Source organism: Saccharopolyspora sp. NPDC045941, from assembly GCF_056431445.1.
In genome coordinates this window covers 1-16,375 of record NZ_JBWKKU010000099.1, presented here as the reverse complement: position 1 = coordinate 16,375, position 16,375 = coordinate 1, and the positions used below count along the sequence as shown (strand labels likewise).

Below are 16,375 nucleotides of genomic sequence, written 5' to 3'. Positions count from 1 at the left end.
TCGTCACCGGGCACAGGTTTCCTCCGATCGGTCGGGAATGGTGGGGAGCAGGCCGCGTTGGTGCAGCCGGAGCGTGCGGTCGGCGCGGTCGGCGACCGCCGGGTCGTGGGTGACCAGCAGGACGGCGAGGCCGTCGGCGCGCAGCCGGTCGAGGAGATCAAGCACGTCGTGGGCCGTGGCCTCGTCGAGTGCGGACGTGATCTCGTCCGCCAGCAGCACATCGGGCTCGGCGGCGAGCGCTCGCGCGAGGGACACGCGTTGGCGCTGCCCACCGGAGAGCTCGCGTGGGAAACGTTTCGCGGCACCTTCGAGGCCAACCATGCGCAGCAGTTCATCGGCTCGCTTCCGTGCAACAACGGGAGAAACGCCGTGCAGCACCTGTGCGGCCCGGGAGATGGCGGTGCCGACGCGATGCGCAGGGTTGAGCGCGCCAGCAGGGGCCTGGGCGACGAATTGGACGGCGCGCAGTTGCGTGCGGGACCGGTGTTCGACCCGGTCCGGGAGGGATTCGCCCCGCCACCGGAGTTCGCCCGCATCGGCAGCGTGCAGGCCGGCCAACGTCCGCAGCATGGTGCTCTTGCCGCACCCGGACGATCCCAGCACGGCGACCAGTTCGTGCTCGAAGACATCGACGGTACTGCCCTGGAGCAGCGGCGTGCCGCCCTGCGAGATCGTCAGATCCGATGCCGATAGAACCGGTGCGGCCGATCTCCGCTGGCTTGTTCGCGGCGGGGTGGTCGTCCTCGCTTGCCCGAACGAGATGACACGATCGCTCACCCTCGTCACGAAGTCCCGGTCATGGGAGACCAGCAGCGTCACCGAACGTCCGTCACCGCGCCGCTTCGCGATCGCCCGCACGACCAGTTCGAGGGCATCCGGGTCCAGCCCGGAAGTCGGCTCATCGAGCACCAGCAAGGCCGGATCGCCTGCCAGCGCTCGGGCCAGGGCGACGCGTTGCGCCTGCCCGCCGGAAAGTTGACGCGGGAGCCGCCGCCACAGCTGGGCGCTGTCGAGTCCGAGGTCGTCGAGCGTCCGCCGGGCCTGTGGCGCGTCCGGTGTGCCTTCGGCGACCAGGGAATGCACCCGTTGCAAGGGATTCAGCGCGGCGGCGGGGTCTTGGCCGACGATGCCCGCCGTCCGGTGCCGCCAACGCCGGGCGGTGCGTCCGGGCAGGATCGTCCTTGCTCCCCAGCTGACCGTGCCCTCGGCCCGGCGCAGTCCGGTCGGCAGGGCATCCAGGATTGCGTGCAGCAGGGTGGATTTTCCGCTGCCGGACGGGCCGACGACCGCGACGACCTCACCGACGGCGGCGTGCAGTGAGAAGTCCGAGACCACGGCGCATCCCCGGCTGTCGAGCACGGTCATGCCGCCGACTTCCAAGCCGCTCACACCGGCCTCCTGTCGAGCAGTGACGCCGCACCCGCGACACCGGCTGTCAGCACGGCCAGGGCGGCGGCAGGGGCGACCACACCTGCGGGGTTGAGGCCGGACCCGGGCAGGTTCTCGCGGATCATCAACGCCCAGTCGGCCGTCGGTGGCTGGGCGCCGAAACCGAGCAGGCTCAACGCGGCTGCGAGCTGCACGGCGACCACGAATCGCATGCCCACGTCGGCCGAGATCAGCCCGGCCATCGATGGCAGGACTTCCCGGATCAGCAGCGCCGCGTTGCGTTCGCCGCGGCAGCGCGCCGCCTCGACGTACCCGGAGCCGCGGGCCAGCCGGGTGGCGTCCCGGACCACCCGGAGCGTCAGCGGGGTGCCACCGCAGACGGTCGCCGCGATGACCGCGGCGTCGCCGGGCAGCGAAACGGCCAGCACCAGTGCGACGAGCAGCAGCGGCATGGCGAGCAGGACGTCGGCGAGCGCGGTCAGCAGCCGGGAAGTCCAGCCATCGGACCAGCCGGCGAGCAGCCCTCCGGCAACGCCGAGCGAGGTGGCCAGCAGCGCGGCGAGCATCGAGACCAGGACGAGGTCGCGGCCGCCGGCCAGCACCCGGGACAACACGTCGCGGCCGAGCCCGTCGGTGCCCAGCAGGGCGCCCCCGCCAGGGGACGCGTGCGGTAAGCCGATGATCTCGGTCGGGAGGTGCGGGGTGAGCAACCCGCCCAGGACGGTCGCGCACGGCGCGGCGATCGCAAGGCTGCCGGCCATGATCGCGCGGTTCATGAGGTGCCACCCCGAACCACGTCTGCCAGCCACAACCCGGCGAGCACGACAGCCGCGCCGAGCAACGCCACGGCCTGCACAGTCGGCACGTCCCGGCTGGCGACGGAGCTGACGAGCAGCTCTCCCAAGCCGTTGTAGCCGAACACGGTCTCCACCACCGTCGTGGCCGCGATCAAACTGCCGCAGATCACCGCGAGCACGCGGAGCACCGGCGCGAACAAGAACGGGAGGACGTGCCGGGCCGCGACGCGCCAGCGCGGCACGCCGCGCAGGACGGCGTCCTCGACGTGCGGGAGCCGCCGCACGTCCGCCACCGCCCCGGCGAGCAGGCCCGCGCCGAACGCCGTCGCCGGAATCGCCAGCGCGAGCGTTGGCAGCACGAGCAGTTCCGGTCGCTGCCACGGCGACTGGCCAATGGGGAGCAGCGACACTCTGGGCAGCCAATGTAAGAGACCGGAGAACAGCGCGACCAGTGCTCCGGCGACCACGACCTGCGGGACTGCGGCGGCAGCCGCGATCGCGCCGCCGGCCGGAGACCGCAGACGCGGTGCGCTTCCCACCCAAGCAGCCAGCAGCATGAGCGGCAGCGCGACGAGCAGCGCACACGCGGTCAGCGCCAGCGTCGCGGGCAGCCGTTCCGCGATCAGGACCACCACGGGTCGGTCGCTGATCAGCGACCGACCCGCGTCACCGTGCAGCAGACCGGCCAGCCAGCGGCCGAAGCGCTGCCAGGCCGGCTCGTCCAGCCCGGTCTGCTCGCGCAGCCGGGCCAGCTCCGCATCGCTTGCCCGGCCACGGGTCCTGGCCTCCGCCGCGTCGCCGGGCAGCAGCTCGGTCGCGGCGAAGACCAGCACGGCGACCGCGAACAGCAGCAGGGCGCTGCGCGCGGTCGATCGGATCAAGAGCGGGATCACGTGGCGTTGATCCGGACCTGGTCGATGAACAACCGCTGGAATCCCGGTCCTGTGGGTAGCCCCGCCACCTGCGGCCGCGCCAGGTCGAGCCCGTCGCCGGCACCCCACACCAGGTAGCCGCCCTCGTCGCGCACCTGCTGCTGCAACCGGCCGAGTTGGGCGCTGCGCGCGGCCTCGTCCGCGGTCGCCAGCGCCGCATCGAAGCCGAGGTCCCAGTCGGGCCGGTGCCACGCGGTCTCGTTCGTGGGCGACGTCGACAGCAGTGCCACGCGCGCGACGTCGAGGAACGGGATCCCGCCGAGGTAGCTGACGTAGAAGTCGGCCTGCGAGTAGACCTGGGTCCAGTAGGTGTCCTGCGGTTCCACCTGCACCCGGACCCGGATGCCGACGACCTGGAGCTGGTCGGCGAGCAGTGTCGCGGCGGTATCCATGCCCGGGTAGGCGGTCGTGGTGCGCAGCGTGAGATCCAGCCCGCCTGCGTGCCCCGCCTCGGCGAGCAGCTGCCGCGCTCGGTCGAGGTCGCGCTGGCGCTGCGGTGGTGCCGGTGCGGTCGGGTCGGCGGGGGTGAGCAGGTCGTTGCCCACTGCGCCTTGGCCGAGGAAGACGGTGTCCAGCAACTGCTTTCGGTCCACCGCGAGCTTGATCGCCTCGCGAACTCGGGGGTCGTCGAACGGTGCCCGGTCCAGGCGCATGACCACCGGATACACCGTGACTGCGGGCCGGTGCACGACCTGCAGACCGTCCTGTTCGGACTGCCGGGCGGTGGCCGGGTTCACGCTGCCGGCAACGTCGGCCTGCCCGGCGGCGACCGCGTCGGCCCGGGCCTGAGGATCGGCGATCGCGCGGATCTCGATCCGCCGCAGCGGCGGGCGTGGTCCCCACCAGTGGTCGTTGCGTTCCAGCACGGCGCTGGCGGCGTCGCCGCCGGCCATCCGGAACGGGCCGGACCCGGTGACTGGGATGCTGAAATCGGTGCTGCCCTCCGGGACGACGAAGGTCGCCGACTCCAGAGCCTTGCCGACCTCGGCGAAGGGCTTGCGCGTTACGAGGTTCAGGGTGTGCTCGTCGACGGCGGCGGATGCGGTGAGGTCGAACATGGCCATCCGGCCGTAGTTCTCGGCGGCTTTGTCCTGCATCCGGCGCAGCGAGAACAGCACGTCCGCGGCTCGGACCGGCCGCCCGTCGGTGAACGCGGCGTCCGGCCGCAGCGCGACATTCCAGCGGGTCAGGGTCGGGTCAGGGGTCCAGGAGGTCGCCAGTCGCGGCTGGGTGCTGCCGTCCGCCCCAGGCACGGCCAGCACGTCGTAGAGCAGTGCGAAGCGCATGGCGTCGGACTCGTTGCCGAGGCCTCCGTGCGGATCGTTGCTGGCTGCCGCAGGAGCACCGACCGCCGCGTAGCGAAGTGTGTCGGTGCTCGTGTCGGCGGTGCTGTTGGCGGCGCAGCCGGCGGCCACCAGGGCGGTGGCCAGGGCTGCGCCCAGGACGAACTGTCGTCGTTGCATCGAGGTCCTTCGTCGGTTCGGGTTCATGCGCGTCCCGGGCGAAGGCCGCCCGGGACGCGCGGGTGTGGATCAGCGATCCAGCGCCGTTTTCAGCGCTTCGTTGATGGCCGCGGCGACCTGCGTGATCGCGGGTTGGTGCAGCAGCGAGTAGTGGTGGGCGTCGACGCCCACCACCTCCAGCGGCCCGGTCAGGTAGCGGCCCCAACCCAGATCCGCCAGGTCGGGCGGGGTGTCATCGACGCCCATGCCCACACCGGAGTTGCGCGGTGCCGGGCGATCGGCACGGACCAGGAGTGTTCTGGTGCGCTCGTCGTCGAGCAGTCCGGGTTCGTGATCGGCCAGCGCCCGCAGGTGCCGGGCGAACACCGAGACCCGCCGTCGGGCGCTGTCGCGGCGCCCGAGCAGCCGCGCGGACCGCAGCCGCCGGTCGATCTCGTCCCAGCGCCGGTCGGCTGGGAGCTGCCGGACCGCGTCGATGACCGCTGAGGTTTCCAGGTCAGGTCCGGCACCGAGATCGGCGTCGACGAAGCCCTCCAGCGCACCGAGGAAGCGCCACACGACGGCCAGTTCGATCTCCTCCGGTGTGCCGTCGATGTGCGTGATGTAGCTCGGGTCGTTGGAGTCGAGCAGCACCAGCAATTCGGTCCGCTCCCCGAGGGCGTGGAGCTGACGGGCCATTTCCTGCGCCAGGTCGCCGCCCATGGACCAGCCGCCGAGCAGGTACGGGCCGTGTTCCTGCGAGCGGCGGACCACGTCGAGGAAGCGCGCGGCCATCCCGGGGATGTCGGTCGCACCGATGCCGTCGACGAGTTCCGGATCGGTCAGCGCGACGACGTCGATGCGATCGTCGAGCTGCCGGGCCAGTTCGGCGTAGCAAACGACATCACCGCCGGATGGGTGCATCAGGAACAGCGCGTGCCCTCCGCCGCTGGGGCGGACCGGCAACGCGATGTCCTCGTCGTCGGCGTCAGTTCTGTCCCATGTGGACGCATCGGTGGCGAGGCGTTCGACGCGCTGCACGTAGTCGGCGAAGGCCCGGTCGAGCTGGTCCGCGGGCAGCGCGGGTTCCAGGGCGTCCCACTGCAGCAGCAGCCGCCCGCCCTGCTCCAACGCCTGGTGGTCCAGCAATGTCTGCGGTGTCTGGCTGAGCGCGGCCACCTGCGTGCCGACCCATTCCGGGTCGTGCTCCGCGCCGATAACGTCCTCGATGCCCAGGGCGCTGGTGAACACCACGGGCACCGAGACCCGGTGGCCGAGCCGCGAGGACTGCTCGGCGAGCACCTCGAGACCGGAGAAGTCGCGGTGGTCCAGGTCCGCGAACAGCAGCTCCTGCGCGGCTCGGGCCCGCTGCAGGAAAGACTCCGCCCGGGAGTGGTCCACCGCGTGGAGCACCAGCGATGTGAAGTCACCGACCACATCGGACACCTGGGGGTGGATGCCCGGGCGGTCGAACAACGTCAGCATGATGGCGAACCGATCGCTTCCGGACCACGCCGTAAGCGTTTCAGCGTAGGCGGTGAGCAGCACGGCCGTGGGTGTCACCCGCTGCCGAGCAGCTGCGGCCTGCAACGCGGCCCACGCGTCGGGAGCCAGCGCGGCGGCACGCCGGACGAACCTCGTCGACCCAGTCGATTCGCTCACCGGGAGCGCGGGCCCACCGGGCAGCGAGTCCAACTTGGCGCGCCAGTAGGCAGCCGCCAGCTCACCCCGCTCGCCGTGCCGGCGGTGCTCCAGTGCCGCGACGCACGCGGCGAAGTCGATGCCGATTTCCGGCAACGCCTGATCCGGTTCCCGGTAGAGGTGCCGCAGCTCGCGGTCGATGATCCACCAGCTCGCCGCGTCGCAGATCAGCACGTCAACGCCGATGAACAACCGGACCCGGCCACCAGGGAGCCGCGCGGCCTGGATCTGCACCAGCGGCCACCGATCCGGCGGCCCAGGTTGCCGGCTGATGCGCTCCCGAAGCCGCTCCAGCCGCGCTGCCCGGCGCTGCTCCGGCAACGACGTCAGGTCGTGCACCCGGATGCGGTAGGCGGGCACGTCGTCGAGCACCTTCGCCCGGCCCTGCGGGGTGATGATGGTCCGCAGCATGGGGTGGCGGGCCAACACCAGGTTCCAGGCCCGTTCGTACCGGTCGACGTCGAGTTCCTCGCAGTCGTACTCCAGGTAGAAGTGGCAGGGCACGTCGCCCCACTCGTAGCCTCCGTCGCGGCCGACCCAGTAGGCGTGCTGCACCCGCGTCAGCGGAAACGTCCCGTCCGAGCTCCCGGGCGCTACCTCTGGAGAGGGTTCGGGCGGTGTGGGCTCGGCTGTGGTGATGCGGGCCGCGAGCGCGGCGACCGTCGGTTGAGCCAGCAGATCGCGCAACCGCATGTCGACCCCGAAGCGCTCCCGCACCGATGCCAGCATCCGCGTCGCGAGCAGCGAATGCCCACCGAGCAGGAAGAAGTCCGCGTCGGGAGAGGTCACGGGCGAGCCGAACAGTTCGCTCCACAGCTCGGCGACCGCCCTTTCGGCGGGATCGGCCACACTTCCCGGCGTCTCGGCTCGTTCGGTGAAGGCGGCCTGCGTCATGCGGTCGGCCAGCCCGGTGGCGGCGATCGCCACCACCGGTGGCGTCGTGCCGTGCAGGATCCGGTCCAGCGCGGCCATGCCGGTCTCGGCGTCCAACGCGTGGTCCAGCACCACGGTGCGCTCCGCGCCCAGCGGGCCGACCCGCCAGCCATCCCACACCGCGCTGACCCAACGGGTCGAGTCGTCGCGGGCGGACATCGCCAGGGCGTCGAGGAAGCCGTTGGCCGCCGCGTACGCGCCCATGCCGATACCGCCGACCAGCGTGGTCACCGACGACATCAACAACACCGTGCGAGGCCGCAACCGGGGCGGGAGCTCGTCGATCGCGGCACGCAGCGCGAGCGCTCCACCTGCCTTGGTGGTGATGTGCGCGGCGACGAGTTCGGCGGTGGTCTCCCGCAGCGGGGTCGCGTTGGTGGTCGCGGCGACGCCCGCTGCATGGATCACGACATCGAGGCGTCCCTGCTGGGACAGCTCGCGCAGAAGTGCTGTCGTGCCGGCAACATCTGCCGCATCGAGCTCGCGAACCTCCACTTCGGCGCCGGCTTCGGTGAGCCGCCGGATGGCTTGGAGCCGTTGTTCGGCGGTGCTGCCGGGCTTGGGGTGGGCCGGCAGGCCGCTGCGCGAGGTGATGACGACGCGGTATCCGTTGCGGGCGAGGTGCTCGGCGATGGTCAGCCCGACATCGCCCAGCCCGCCCGTGATCAGCGCGAGGTCACCGGGTGGTGGTGTGCTCCGGGCCTTGGGGCGCCACGGCACGATCGTCCGCTGCCACCGGGAATCGCCGCGCACCGCGATTTCCCGGCCCGAAGACCGTTCCGCCGTGCTGAGGTCGGCGATCTCCGCCACGACGGCTGCGGCATCGTCCGAGCCGGCCGGGAGATCGATCGCCCTCCACCGCAAGCCTCGCAGCTCTTGGCCCAGGATTCGGGGGAGCACTCGCAGCGCACCGTGGGCGGTGCCGGGTAGGTCTCGGCTGTCCGCCTGCTCGCCACCTCTGGTGATCTGGAGCAGCAGTGGCGGGGACGGCTCCAAATCGGCGAGAGCACGGGACAGTTCGGCGTGGCGGAGAATCCCCGTCGTGATGTCCTCGCCGGCGCCGGCGAACAGGAGCACACCGGCGAACGGTTCGGAGCCGGTCAGCTCGCCGGGGGAAACGCAGCTCGCACCTAGTGCCGTCAACTCCCGCTGGACGGCAGCGGCCAGGGCGTCGTCGGCATCTGCGGCAACAATCCAGCGACCAGGCAACGAGGCCGGTCGATCCAGCGGCAGAAGTTGCTGCCAGCGCGGAATTTGCAGCGGCTCTGTGGCATTGGGTTCGTCTTCGGCGCGAACCTGCCGGGGTTGCGGAGGGTCGATCCACAACCGCCGCCGCTGGAAGGCGTAACCCGGCGCGGCGATGCGACGACGCGGTTCGACGTGCTGAGCGGCGAAGTCGATGTCGAGCCCGTGCACCCACAGCTGGCCGACGGCATCGCGGACGGAGATCGCTTCGTCGGGTTCCTCCGCGGTGAACGTCGTCAACGCGGTGTGCAGCGCGGGAAGTCCGTTGCGCCGGGCGAGGCCGGCGAGCGCGCTGCCCGGCCCGACCTGCACCACGACGGCCCGGCCGTCGCCGTCGACTGCGGTGCGCAACGCATCGGAGAACCGCACGGTATCCCGAAGCTGGCGCACCCAGTGCTCAGCCGTACCCAACTCCGCGCCCGCGTAAGTGCCGGTGACCGTCGTGACCATCGGTACCGACAGCGACCGCGATCGCAGGGCTTCCGCGGCCGCCCGGAGTGCGGGCATCGCGGGCTCGACCAGCCGCGAATGCAGCGCGGCATCGACGCGGAGCAACGCGGATCGCTTGTCGTCGCCCAGGCTGGCGGCGAGTGCTTCGACGGCGCGTCGCGGTCCGGAAACGACGCATGAATCGGGTGCGTTGACCGCCGCGAGGTCGACGTCGGGGTGGTTCGCGAGCAGCCTGGCCACGTCGGTTTCCGGCAGCTGGATCGCGAGCATGCTCCCGCCGCCGGCGGCACGGGACGCACCGGCGCACCGAACCGCGACGAGCCGCGCAGCATCCGGCAGCGAGAGCCCACCGGCCACCACGGCAGCGGTGTACTCGCCCAGGCTATGCCCGAGCACCACGTCCGGCCGCACGCCCCAGGAATCCAGCAAATGGGCGGTCGCCAACGACACCGCGAACAACGCGGGCAGGCCGTAGGCGGCGTCGCGGACGCGTTGCTCCGCGGCGTCGCCGATCACGGCCTCGCGAATGTCGGTTCCCAGCAAGGGGCGCAGCAGGGCAGCGCATTCGTCGACGCAGTCCCGGAAGACCGGTTCCTCCGCGTAGAGCCGCGAACCCATGCCCGGGTACTGGCTTCCGGCGCCAGGGAAAGCGAACACCACACGTGGTGGGGTGGGTAGTGCCTGCACTGCGGTGCCGCTCCGCAACGCTGAGATGTCCCCAGCGCGCGCGGTGGTGGCGACGCGGTAGGGGAGTGCCGACCGTCCGGATTGCAGGGTGTGCGCGAGGTCCGCGATATCTGCTGGCTCGGCTTCGGCGATGGCCGTTGCGGTCTGCTCGGCCGCTGCACGGCTGTGCGCGGAGACCGTCAAGATATGCGGGCGGGAGTCCGGCTGCGCTGCGGGGCGGCTCGGCGCGGGGCCCAGCACGACGTGGCAGTTCGTGCCGCCGATGCCGAACGAACTGACCCCGGCCAGTTCCGGGCCCTGCCACTGCCGGGTCTCGGTGACGACGTCGAATGGCGAACCATACAACTTCAGCAGGTCGTTGAGCGGTTCGGCGTGCAGGGACGCGGGCAGGATCCGGTGCTGGATCGCCAGCGTCGTTTTGATGAACGAGGCGATGCCCGCAGCGGTGTTGGCGTGGCCGATGTTGCTCTTTACCGAACCCAGCCCGCACCAGGCCGGGCCTGCGTCGCCGAAGACCCGCCGCAGTGCAGCGGTTTCGACCGGATCGCCCAGCCGCGTGGCGGTGCCATGCGCCTCGACGTAGCCGATCTGCCGGGGATCGATACCGGCGATCGCCTGCGCCTCGGCGATCACCCGCGCCTGCCCGCGCAATGACGGCGCGGTGAATCCCGCCTTGTCCGCGCCGTCGTTGTTGACCGCGGAGCCGTGCAGGACCGCCAGCACCGGATCGCCGTCGGCCAGTGCGTCTTCCAGCCGTCGCAGCACGACGGCTCCGACTCCTTGCGAGTAGACGATGCCGCTACCGTCGGCGGAGAAGGGACGCACTGTGCCATCGGCGGAATAGATCCCCTCGGCCACGTGCAGATACCCGTGTCCCTGAGGGACGATCAGCGAAACGCCGCCCGCGACGGCGGTATCGCATTCCTCGTTGAGCAGCGACTGCGCGGCGGTGTGCACCGCGACCAGCGACGTCGAGCACGTCGTGTTCACCGCGATGGCCGGACCGGTCAGGTTCAACCGGTAGGCCACCTGCAGCGGCAGGTAGTCGGCGTGCGTGGCCATCGCGGTCTGCAGGCTGCCCACCGGGTCCGCGCCGCCGCCGGTCGGGCTCCACCGGTCGGCGAGGTTGCTGGCCAGGTAGGAACTGTGCGCGGCCCCGGCGAAAACCCCGACCGAGCCTGCGCCCAGCCCGCAGCCGTGCCCGGCCTGTTCCAGCGCCTCCCAGGCCGCTTCCAGGAAGAGCCGTTGCTGGGGGTCGAGCAGGGCGGCTTCGGCATCGGTGAGGCCGAACGGCTCGGGGTCGAACAGGCCCTGCCCGTCGATCAGCCCGCCGACCGGCACGTAGTCCGGGCGGTTGCGCAGTCGCGACGGAACGCCGCGGGCCGCCAGCTCCGCTTCGGTGAAGCGGGTGAGCCCTTCGCGGCCAGCGACGAGCATGTCCCAGAACGCTGCGGCATCCGGTGCTCCGGGGAAGCGGCAGGCCAGGCCCGTGATGGCGATCATCGGGCCAGCTCCGCGGCGTGCGCGCGGGCGGCGCGGCGGCCCGAAACCGGTGAGGCGGGCCGAGCGGGAGCCGGTTCCGTTCGCTGTGCGATCACTGCGGCCAGGTCGCGGACCGTGGGATTGGCCAGGAAGTCGACCACCGTGAGGTTCGGATCGAGTTCCGCGCTGAGCCGGCGTTGGGCTTGCACCAGGGTGAGCGACGTGGCACCCAGCTGGAAGAACTGCGTCGTGGTGTCCACTTCGGACTTCAAGAGGTCGCTGAACACCTTCTGGATGGCCGTCTCGGTCTCCGCCACCTGCTTCGACGGTGGTGCCGGAGGCGGTGGTGGTGTGGCGGGCGTGGCAGTCGGCGACGGGTTCACCGTCGGTGGCGCGGTCGAGTGCGCGTCCCGGCTGAAAGTGAGCTCGATGAGGGCCCCGTCCCGCAACCGCTCGGCGGTGCGCAGGCCGGCGGCCGCGGCGGCCGACAGCAGCTGCTTGCCGCCTTCCCCAGCCGCGGACAGCGCCTCCGCCAGTGACAACGCCCCGGGGGAGAAGGTGATCGCGACATCGAGGCCGCGGGCGGTGGCGTCGTTCAGCGCCGCGTCGAACCCGAACGCGACACCCCGTTCGACGGGCTGGTCGGCTTCGAGCTCGGGCCGTGGATCGGTCACAGCAGGAGCCTCGGCGGGCGCACCAGTGGTGTCTTTCGCGGCGGCTCGTCGGTACGGGTTCTCCAACGCCTTGTAATCGATCTTCCCGTTGGCGGTGACCGGGAATTCGTCCATCGTGACGAAGCGGGTGGGCACCATGTACTCGGGAACGTTCTCGCGCAGGCGCCGGCGCATGTCCTCGTCGGTCATCTCGGCGTCGGCGTGCCGGACGACGTAGGCCACCAGGCGGGGCCGGTCGTCGGGGCCCGGTACCGACAGCGCCACCGACTTGCGGATCCCGGGCAGCCGGTCCAGCACGGATTCGACTTCGCCCAGTTCGATGCGATGCCCCCGGATCTTGACCTGCCGATCCAGCCGTCCGAGGAACTCGATCGTCCCGTCGTGGCGCCAGCGCCCCATGTCACCGGTGCGGTAGAGCCGCAGGCCCAGCTGCGGATGGGTGATGAACCGGTCGGCGGTCTGCAACGGATCCCCGACGTAGCCGCGCGCCAGGCCACCGCCGCCGATGTGCAGTTCACCGGGCTCTCCGGCCGGCTGCGGACGGCCGTGCTCGTCGAGGATGTGGAACACCTGTCCCCGCAGTGCGCGGCCGTAGGGAATGCTGCGCCACCCGGGCTCCACGTCGCCGATGGGATGGCAGATCGACCAGATCGACGCCTCGGTCGCGCCGCCGAGACTGACGATCTGGGCGTTCGGGGCGAGTGCACGCACCCGGTCCGGCAGCGTGACCGGGATCCAGTCCCCGGACAGGAACACCAACCGCAGCGGTGCGAACGCCTCCCGGGCCAGCACGGGGTCGACCTCGGCGTACTCCACCAGCATTTCCATCAACGCCGGAGCGGTATTCCACAACGTCACCCGGTGCTGACGCATCAGTTCCAGCCAATGGCCCGGGTCGTGCTGCCGCTCGGCGTCGGGAAGCACCAGAGCTCCGCCGACCCCGAGCACGGCGAAGATGTCGTGCACGGACAGGTCGAAGCTGACCGCCGACAGCGCCAGCATCCGGTCCTCGGCGCCGATCGGGAAGCGGTCGACGAGGTCGTCGATCGTGGTACGAGCGGCCTGGTGCTCGATCGCGACGCCCTTGGGGCGTCCGGTGGACCCGGACGTGAAGATGACATAGGCCAGGTCATCTGGTTCCGGCCGCCGCAGCGCCGACGCTTCCGCTGCCTCGTCGAGGAGCGCGCCGTTCTCAGGTAAGCGGTGCACGGTGACGTCGTCGGGCCATTCCACCTGTGCGTCGGGGCCCACCACGGCATGCCGGATGCCGGCCTGGGCGCAGGCGGAGGCGATGCGGTTCGCCGGCCACGACGGCTCGACCGGAACGTAGCCCGCGCCACTGGCGCATACCCCGAGGATCGCGGTGATCTGCGCCGCGTTCTTCTCGATCGAGACCGCGACGAGATCGCCCGGACCGACACCGGCTGCCACGAGCGCAGCAGCCGTCTGCGCGGCGTTCGCCGAAACTTCCTTGTGGCTGAATGAATTCTCGCTGTCCAGGAGAGCTGGCTCGTCGGGACAGCGTTCGGCGGCTGCCCGCAGCGGATCGTCGAGCAGCGAGCCGACCTGGCCGAATGGCGCAACCGCCAGCTGTTCCACCGGCTGGAACGAGGGGTCCCAGCCGAGAGTGGTGTCGCTCCAGGCAGCGGGGTAGGCAGCTCTGCTGACGGATCCTCGACCAACGTGCCCCACTCGGCCAGCAACTGCATCCACCCGGCCAGGTCCAGCGCGAGCACGTCGATCCCCATGCACAGCCGCGTCCGGCCATCGGGCAGCAGAATCGCCTGGATGTCGAACAGCGGCCAGCGGTCGGCCGGGCGAACTTGGTGCGACCAGGCGTGCCGCAACTCGGCGGCGGTGCGTTCGGCGGTCGCAGGGTCGATGCCCCGCAGATCGGTGATGGGAATCTCGTAGCGCGGCACGGAGTCCAGCACGCGCTGCCGGGCGTCTTCGCCAACGACCATGCGCAGCATGGGATGCCGCTGGACCAGTGCGTTCCACGCCGAGCTCAGGCGTTCCAGGTCGGATTCCGGGTCTGCGGCCGGAATCCGGTCGTACTCCCGGTAAAAGAACGTCGCCACCCCGCCCAGCGGGAACGCCGAGTCGCGGCCGACCCAGTAGGCCGACTGGATCGGGGTGAGCGGGAACGATCCGGCGGCCTCACCCGGCTCGACCACGCCTTCGGCGATCGAGCGAACCGTTGCCGCGCCGAGGAAAGCGGTGAGCGGGAGATCGAGCTCGAGCTCCTCGCGAAGGCGGCGGCGCAGCCGCACCGCGGTGAACGACTCCAGGCCCAGCTCGACGAGGGGCGTGTCGGTCTCGATCGAGCCGGTGGGTACGTCCATCACCTCGGCGAGGGCCGCGGCAACGGCAGCGAGGTCGACCGACGATCCCGTCGGGGTCGCGCTCATGGTCCTCCTTCGGAGATCAGGCGAGGTCGGATTCTGATCGCAGAGCGTCGGCGCCCTGGACAAGAAAACGACAATCGTTTTCAATTATGCTCCGAACGATCACGACGATGTCAAGAGCGAACACGGATGGTGACGACCGGTGACGCCAAGTCGATCAACTGGGAGAGGATGGCCCGTGCTGCAGTATTCGGATTCGGCGCTGCGCTGCTACGACCCGAGGCCTGCGGCGCGGGTGAGGTTGTTCTGCATGCCGCACGCCGGCGGCGCGGCGAGCTTCTTCCGGTCGTGGTCGTCATCGCTGCCGCCGGAGGTCGAGGTCTGCGCGATCCAGTACCCGGGGAGGGAGGATCGCTGGAACGTGCCGGCCTGCGGCGCAATGCCAGAGCTCGTCGAAGACCTCGTCGCCGGACTCCGCGACAGGCTCGACCGCCCGTTCATCCTTTTCGGACATAGCCTGGGAGCCACCGTCGCCTACGAGACCGCGCACGCCTTGCAACGCGGGCCAGGCCGGGAAGCAAGCCATCTCGTGGTCTCGGCGAAAGAGCCCCCGCACCACCACCGTGCCGACGACTTCCATCAGCGCTCGGACGACGAGCTGTGCGCCGAGCTCGCCAGACTCATGCCCGATCGCGCGGACGTCCTAGCGTCACCAGAGGTGCGAAGCCTCCTCCTGCCGGCGGTCCGCGCGGACTACCGGGTGAACGAGACCTATCGTCTGGTGAACTCGCCGCCCCTGCTCGACTGCCCGATCACGGCGCTGTGCGCCGCCGACGACACCGAGACCACCGTGGCGGAGGCACAGGACTGGCGACAGCTCACCCGGGCGAAGTGCCACGTCGTGGTCCTCCCCGGTGATCACTTCTATCTCGTACCGCATCGCAACGCAGTCCTGGCGACGATCCGCCACGCTGTCTCAGCCCTCCTGAGCTAGGCCTGCTGTGCCTCGCAGTTGATCGTGCTCGGTCTCCAGGGCGTTGCCGCGGTGCCGGTCGCATGTCCCTATGCGCATTGCCGCATCCGAGATTAGGCTTTTCGGGTCAATGAGAAGCCTGAAGTGAGCGAAAGGTCGATGGTGACGATGGCGCATCAAGAGCACCCCACGCACGAGCACGCTCACGGCGAGGGCTGCGGGCACGTGGTGGTTCCCCACGGTGACCACGTCGATTACGCGCACGATGGGCACCTGCACCGGGCGCACGACGACCACTACGACGAATGCGAGCCGGGCGAGCACGTCGTGCACGACGGTCACGAGCACGCCCACGGTGAAGGCTGCGGCCATGTCGCCGTTCCCCACGGCGACCACGTCGACTACATCCATGACGGACACCGCCACGCCGTCCACGACGACCACTACGACGAGCACTGAGCCCGCCGGGGCTTGCCCGTGTCAACTGTGGACGCGAGCAGGTCCGGTGCGCAGCATCTACATCCTGGAGTATGGGGTCGGGCATTGGTGGTGGAACCTGTTGCATAACCAGAGCCCGCTGCGCTGATGGCCGGTTGTTGTTCGCGCGGGGCATGCTGGCCGCCAGCGTCCCTGACAGCTACCGGGCCAGGCGGGCGGCGATGCGATGTCGGATGCGGCGTGCTGACGCCAGTCGGAACCGGGGCGGCCAGGCGCAGTACTGGCCGCCGAGTGGGGGCGCTCGACGTGGCAACACTGGTCGGAACGGTGCGTCGACCTCCAGTGATGTGTGGGGTCTCCGCGACCCGGACGTCCGCGAGGTGCGCGCGGTCGCGATGGGGTACGGGACAAGCTTGAGCCGATTGGAACACCGCGTGGGCTCGGTTGACTGCGTGGTGTGCGTGCCGCAGCGTCCGTTCGGGACGGGTGTCGGCTATTTGCACGGTGCCGATGAAAGCGGCAGAGCGTAGCGACAGTTTCGGTAGATATCCAACGTGCAGGGGAGTGTGTGTGAGGCTCGCGGTGAGCCAGAACGGCGGTTGGTGGGTGGACCTCGGCGACAGCGCGGGCAATAGTCACCGTCCTGGTCACGGCGTGGAGGTCACCGCATCGCAGTTCGGTCCGCTCGCCCCAGCGCGCACCGGTTTCCAAGGCGAGCTCGGCAGACAAATGCCACCTGCGTGACGCTGTTGACCGGGCTCCGCGAACTCCACTCCATCGCCAGCTGCGCTTAGAGTTCCTAGCAAAAGGACCACTGGTTGTGTCTGGGTTTCCTTGATCGTGGATCATGGTTGGGTGAGGAAGGGTGAGCAGCCGCCGTGGAT

The 16,375-nt window shown here is 70.4% G+C and carries 8 protein-coding genes and 1 pseudogene; 2 read left to right on the top strand and 7 right to left on the bottom strand.

Annotated features, from left to right (window positions below):
* Positions 1–3 precede the first annotated feature (3 nt).
* The 7 genes and pseudogenes from AC07FN_RS42730 to AC07FN_RS42700 form a co-directional block, all read right to left on the bottom strand.
* On the bottom strand, positions 4–1,389 hold the full coding sequence (locus tag AC07FN_RS42730; RefSeq protein WP_478400829.1) for an ABC transporter ATP-binding protein: 1,386 nt from the start codon (positions 1,387–1,389) through the stop codon (positions 4–6).
* Positions 1,386–2,165 (bottom strand): ABC transporter permease, encoded by a 780-nt coding sequence (locus AC07FN_RS42725; protein WP_478400828.1) that lies wholly within the window; start codon positions 2,163–2,165, stop codon positions 1,386–1,388. The genes AC07FN_RS42730 and AC07FN_RS42725 overlap by 4 nt, the downstream gene beginning before the upstream one ends.
* Positions 2,162–3,067, bottom strand: coding sequence for an ABC transporter permease (locus tag AC07FN_RS42720; protein WP_478400827.1), 906 nt, complete (start codon positions 3,065–3,067; stop codon positions 2,162–2,164). Before AC07FN_RS42720 ends, AC07FN_RS42725 begins: the two co-directional genes overlap by 4 nt.
* Before the next feature lie 8 nt (positions 3,068–3,075).
* Entirely contained in the window at positions 3,076–4,581 is a 1,506-nt protein-coding gene (locus AC07FN_RS42715) for an ABC transporter substrate-binding protein (protein WP_478400826.1), read from the bottom strand.
* Positions 4,582–4,650: 69 nt separating this feature from the next.
* The gene (locus AC07FN_RS42710; RefSeq protein ID WP_478400825.1) at positions 4,651–11,079 is read right to left on the bottom strand and encodes an SDR family NAD(P)-dependent oxidoreductase; all 6,429 of its coding nucleotides are present in this window, start codon (positions 11,077–11,079) and stop codon (positions 4,651–4,653) included.
* On the bottom strand, positions 11,076–13,331 hold the full coding sequence (locus tag AC07FN_RS42705) for a non-ribosomal peptide synthetase (protein ID WP_478400824.1): 2,256 nt from the start codon (positions 13,329–13,331) through the stop codon (positions 11,076–11,078). Before AC07FN_RS42705 ends, AC07FN_RS42710 begins: the two co-directional genes overlap by 4 nt.
* Positions 13,332–13,924: 593 nt before the next feature.
* A pseudogene (locus AC07FN_RS42700) lies at positions 13,925–14,143 on the bottom strand (phosphopantetheine-binding protein); the annotation flags it as partial.
* A 175-nt stretch (positions 14,144–14,318) separates the two neighbouring features.
* On the opposite strand from AC07FN_RS42700, the gene AC07FN_RS42695 reads away from it, so the two are divergent.
* Complete coding sequence (locus AC07FN_RS42695) at positions 14,319–15,074, top strand: thioesterase II family protein (RefSeq protein WP_478400823.1); 756 nt, start codon at positions 14,319–14,321, stop codon at positions 15,072–15,074.
* Between the two features lie 138 nt (positions 15,075–15,212).
* Entirely contained in the window at positions 15,213–15,512 is a 300-nt protein-coding gene (locus AC07FN_RS42690) for a hypothetical protein (protein WP_478400841.1), read from the top strand.
* The last annotated feature ends 863 nt before the right edge of the window (positions 15,513–16,375 follow it).

Coding starts and splice junctions, on each gene's coding strand:
- AC07FN_RS42690 (WP_478400841.1), top strand. CDS start 15,213: ATGGTGACGATGGCGCATCAAGAGCACCCCACGCACGAGCACGCTCAC.
- AC07FN_RS42710 (WP_478400825.1), bottom strand. CDS start 11,079: ATGATCGCCATCACGGGCCTGGCCTGCCGCTTCCCCGGAGCACCGGAT.
- AC07FN_RS42725 (WP_478400828.1), bottom strand. CDS start 2,165: ATGAACCGCGCGATCATGGCCGGCAGCCTTGCGATCGCCGCGCCGTGC.
- AC07FN_RS42715 (WP_478400826.1), bottom strand. CDS start 4,581: ATGCAACGACGACAGTTCGTCCTGGGCGCAGCCCTGGCCACCGCCCTG.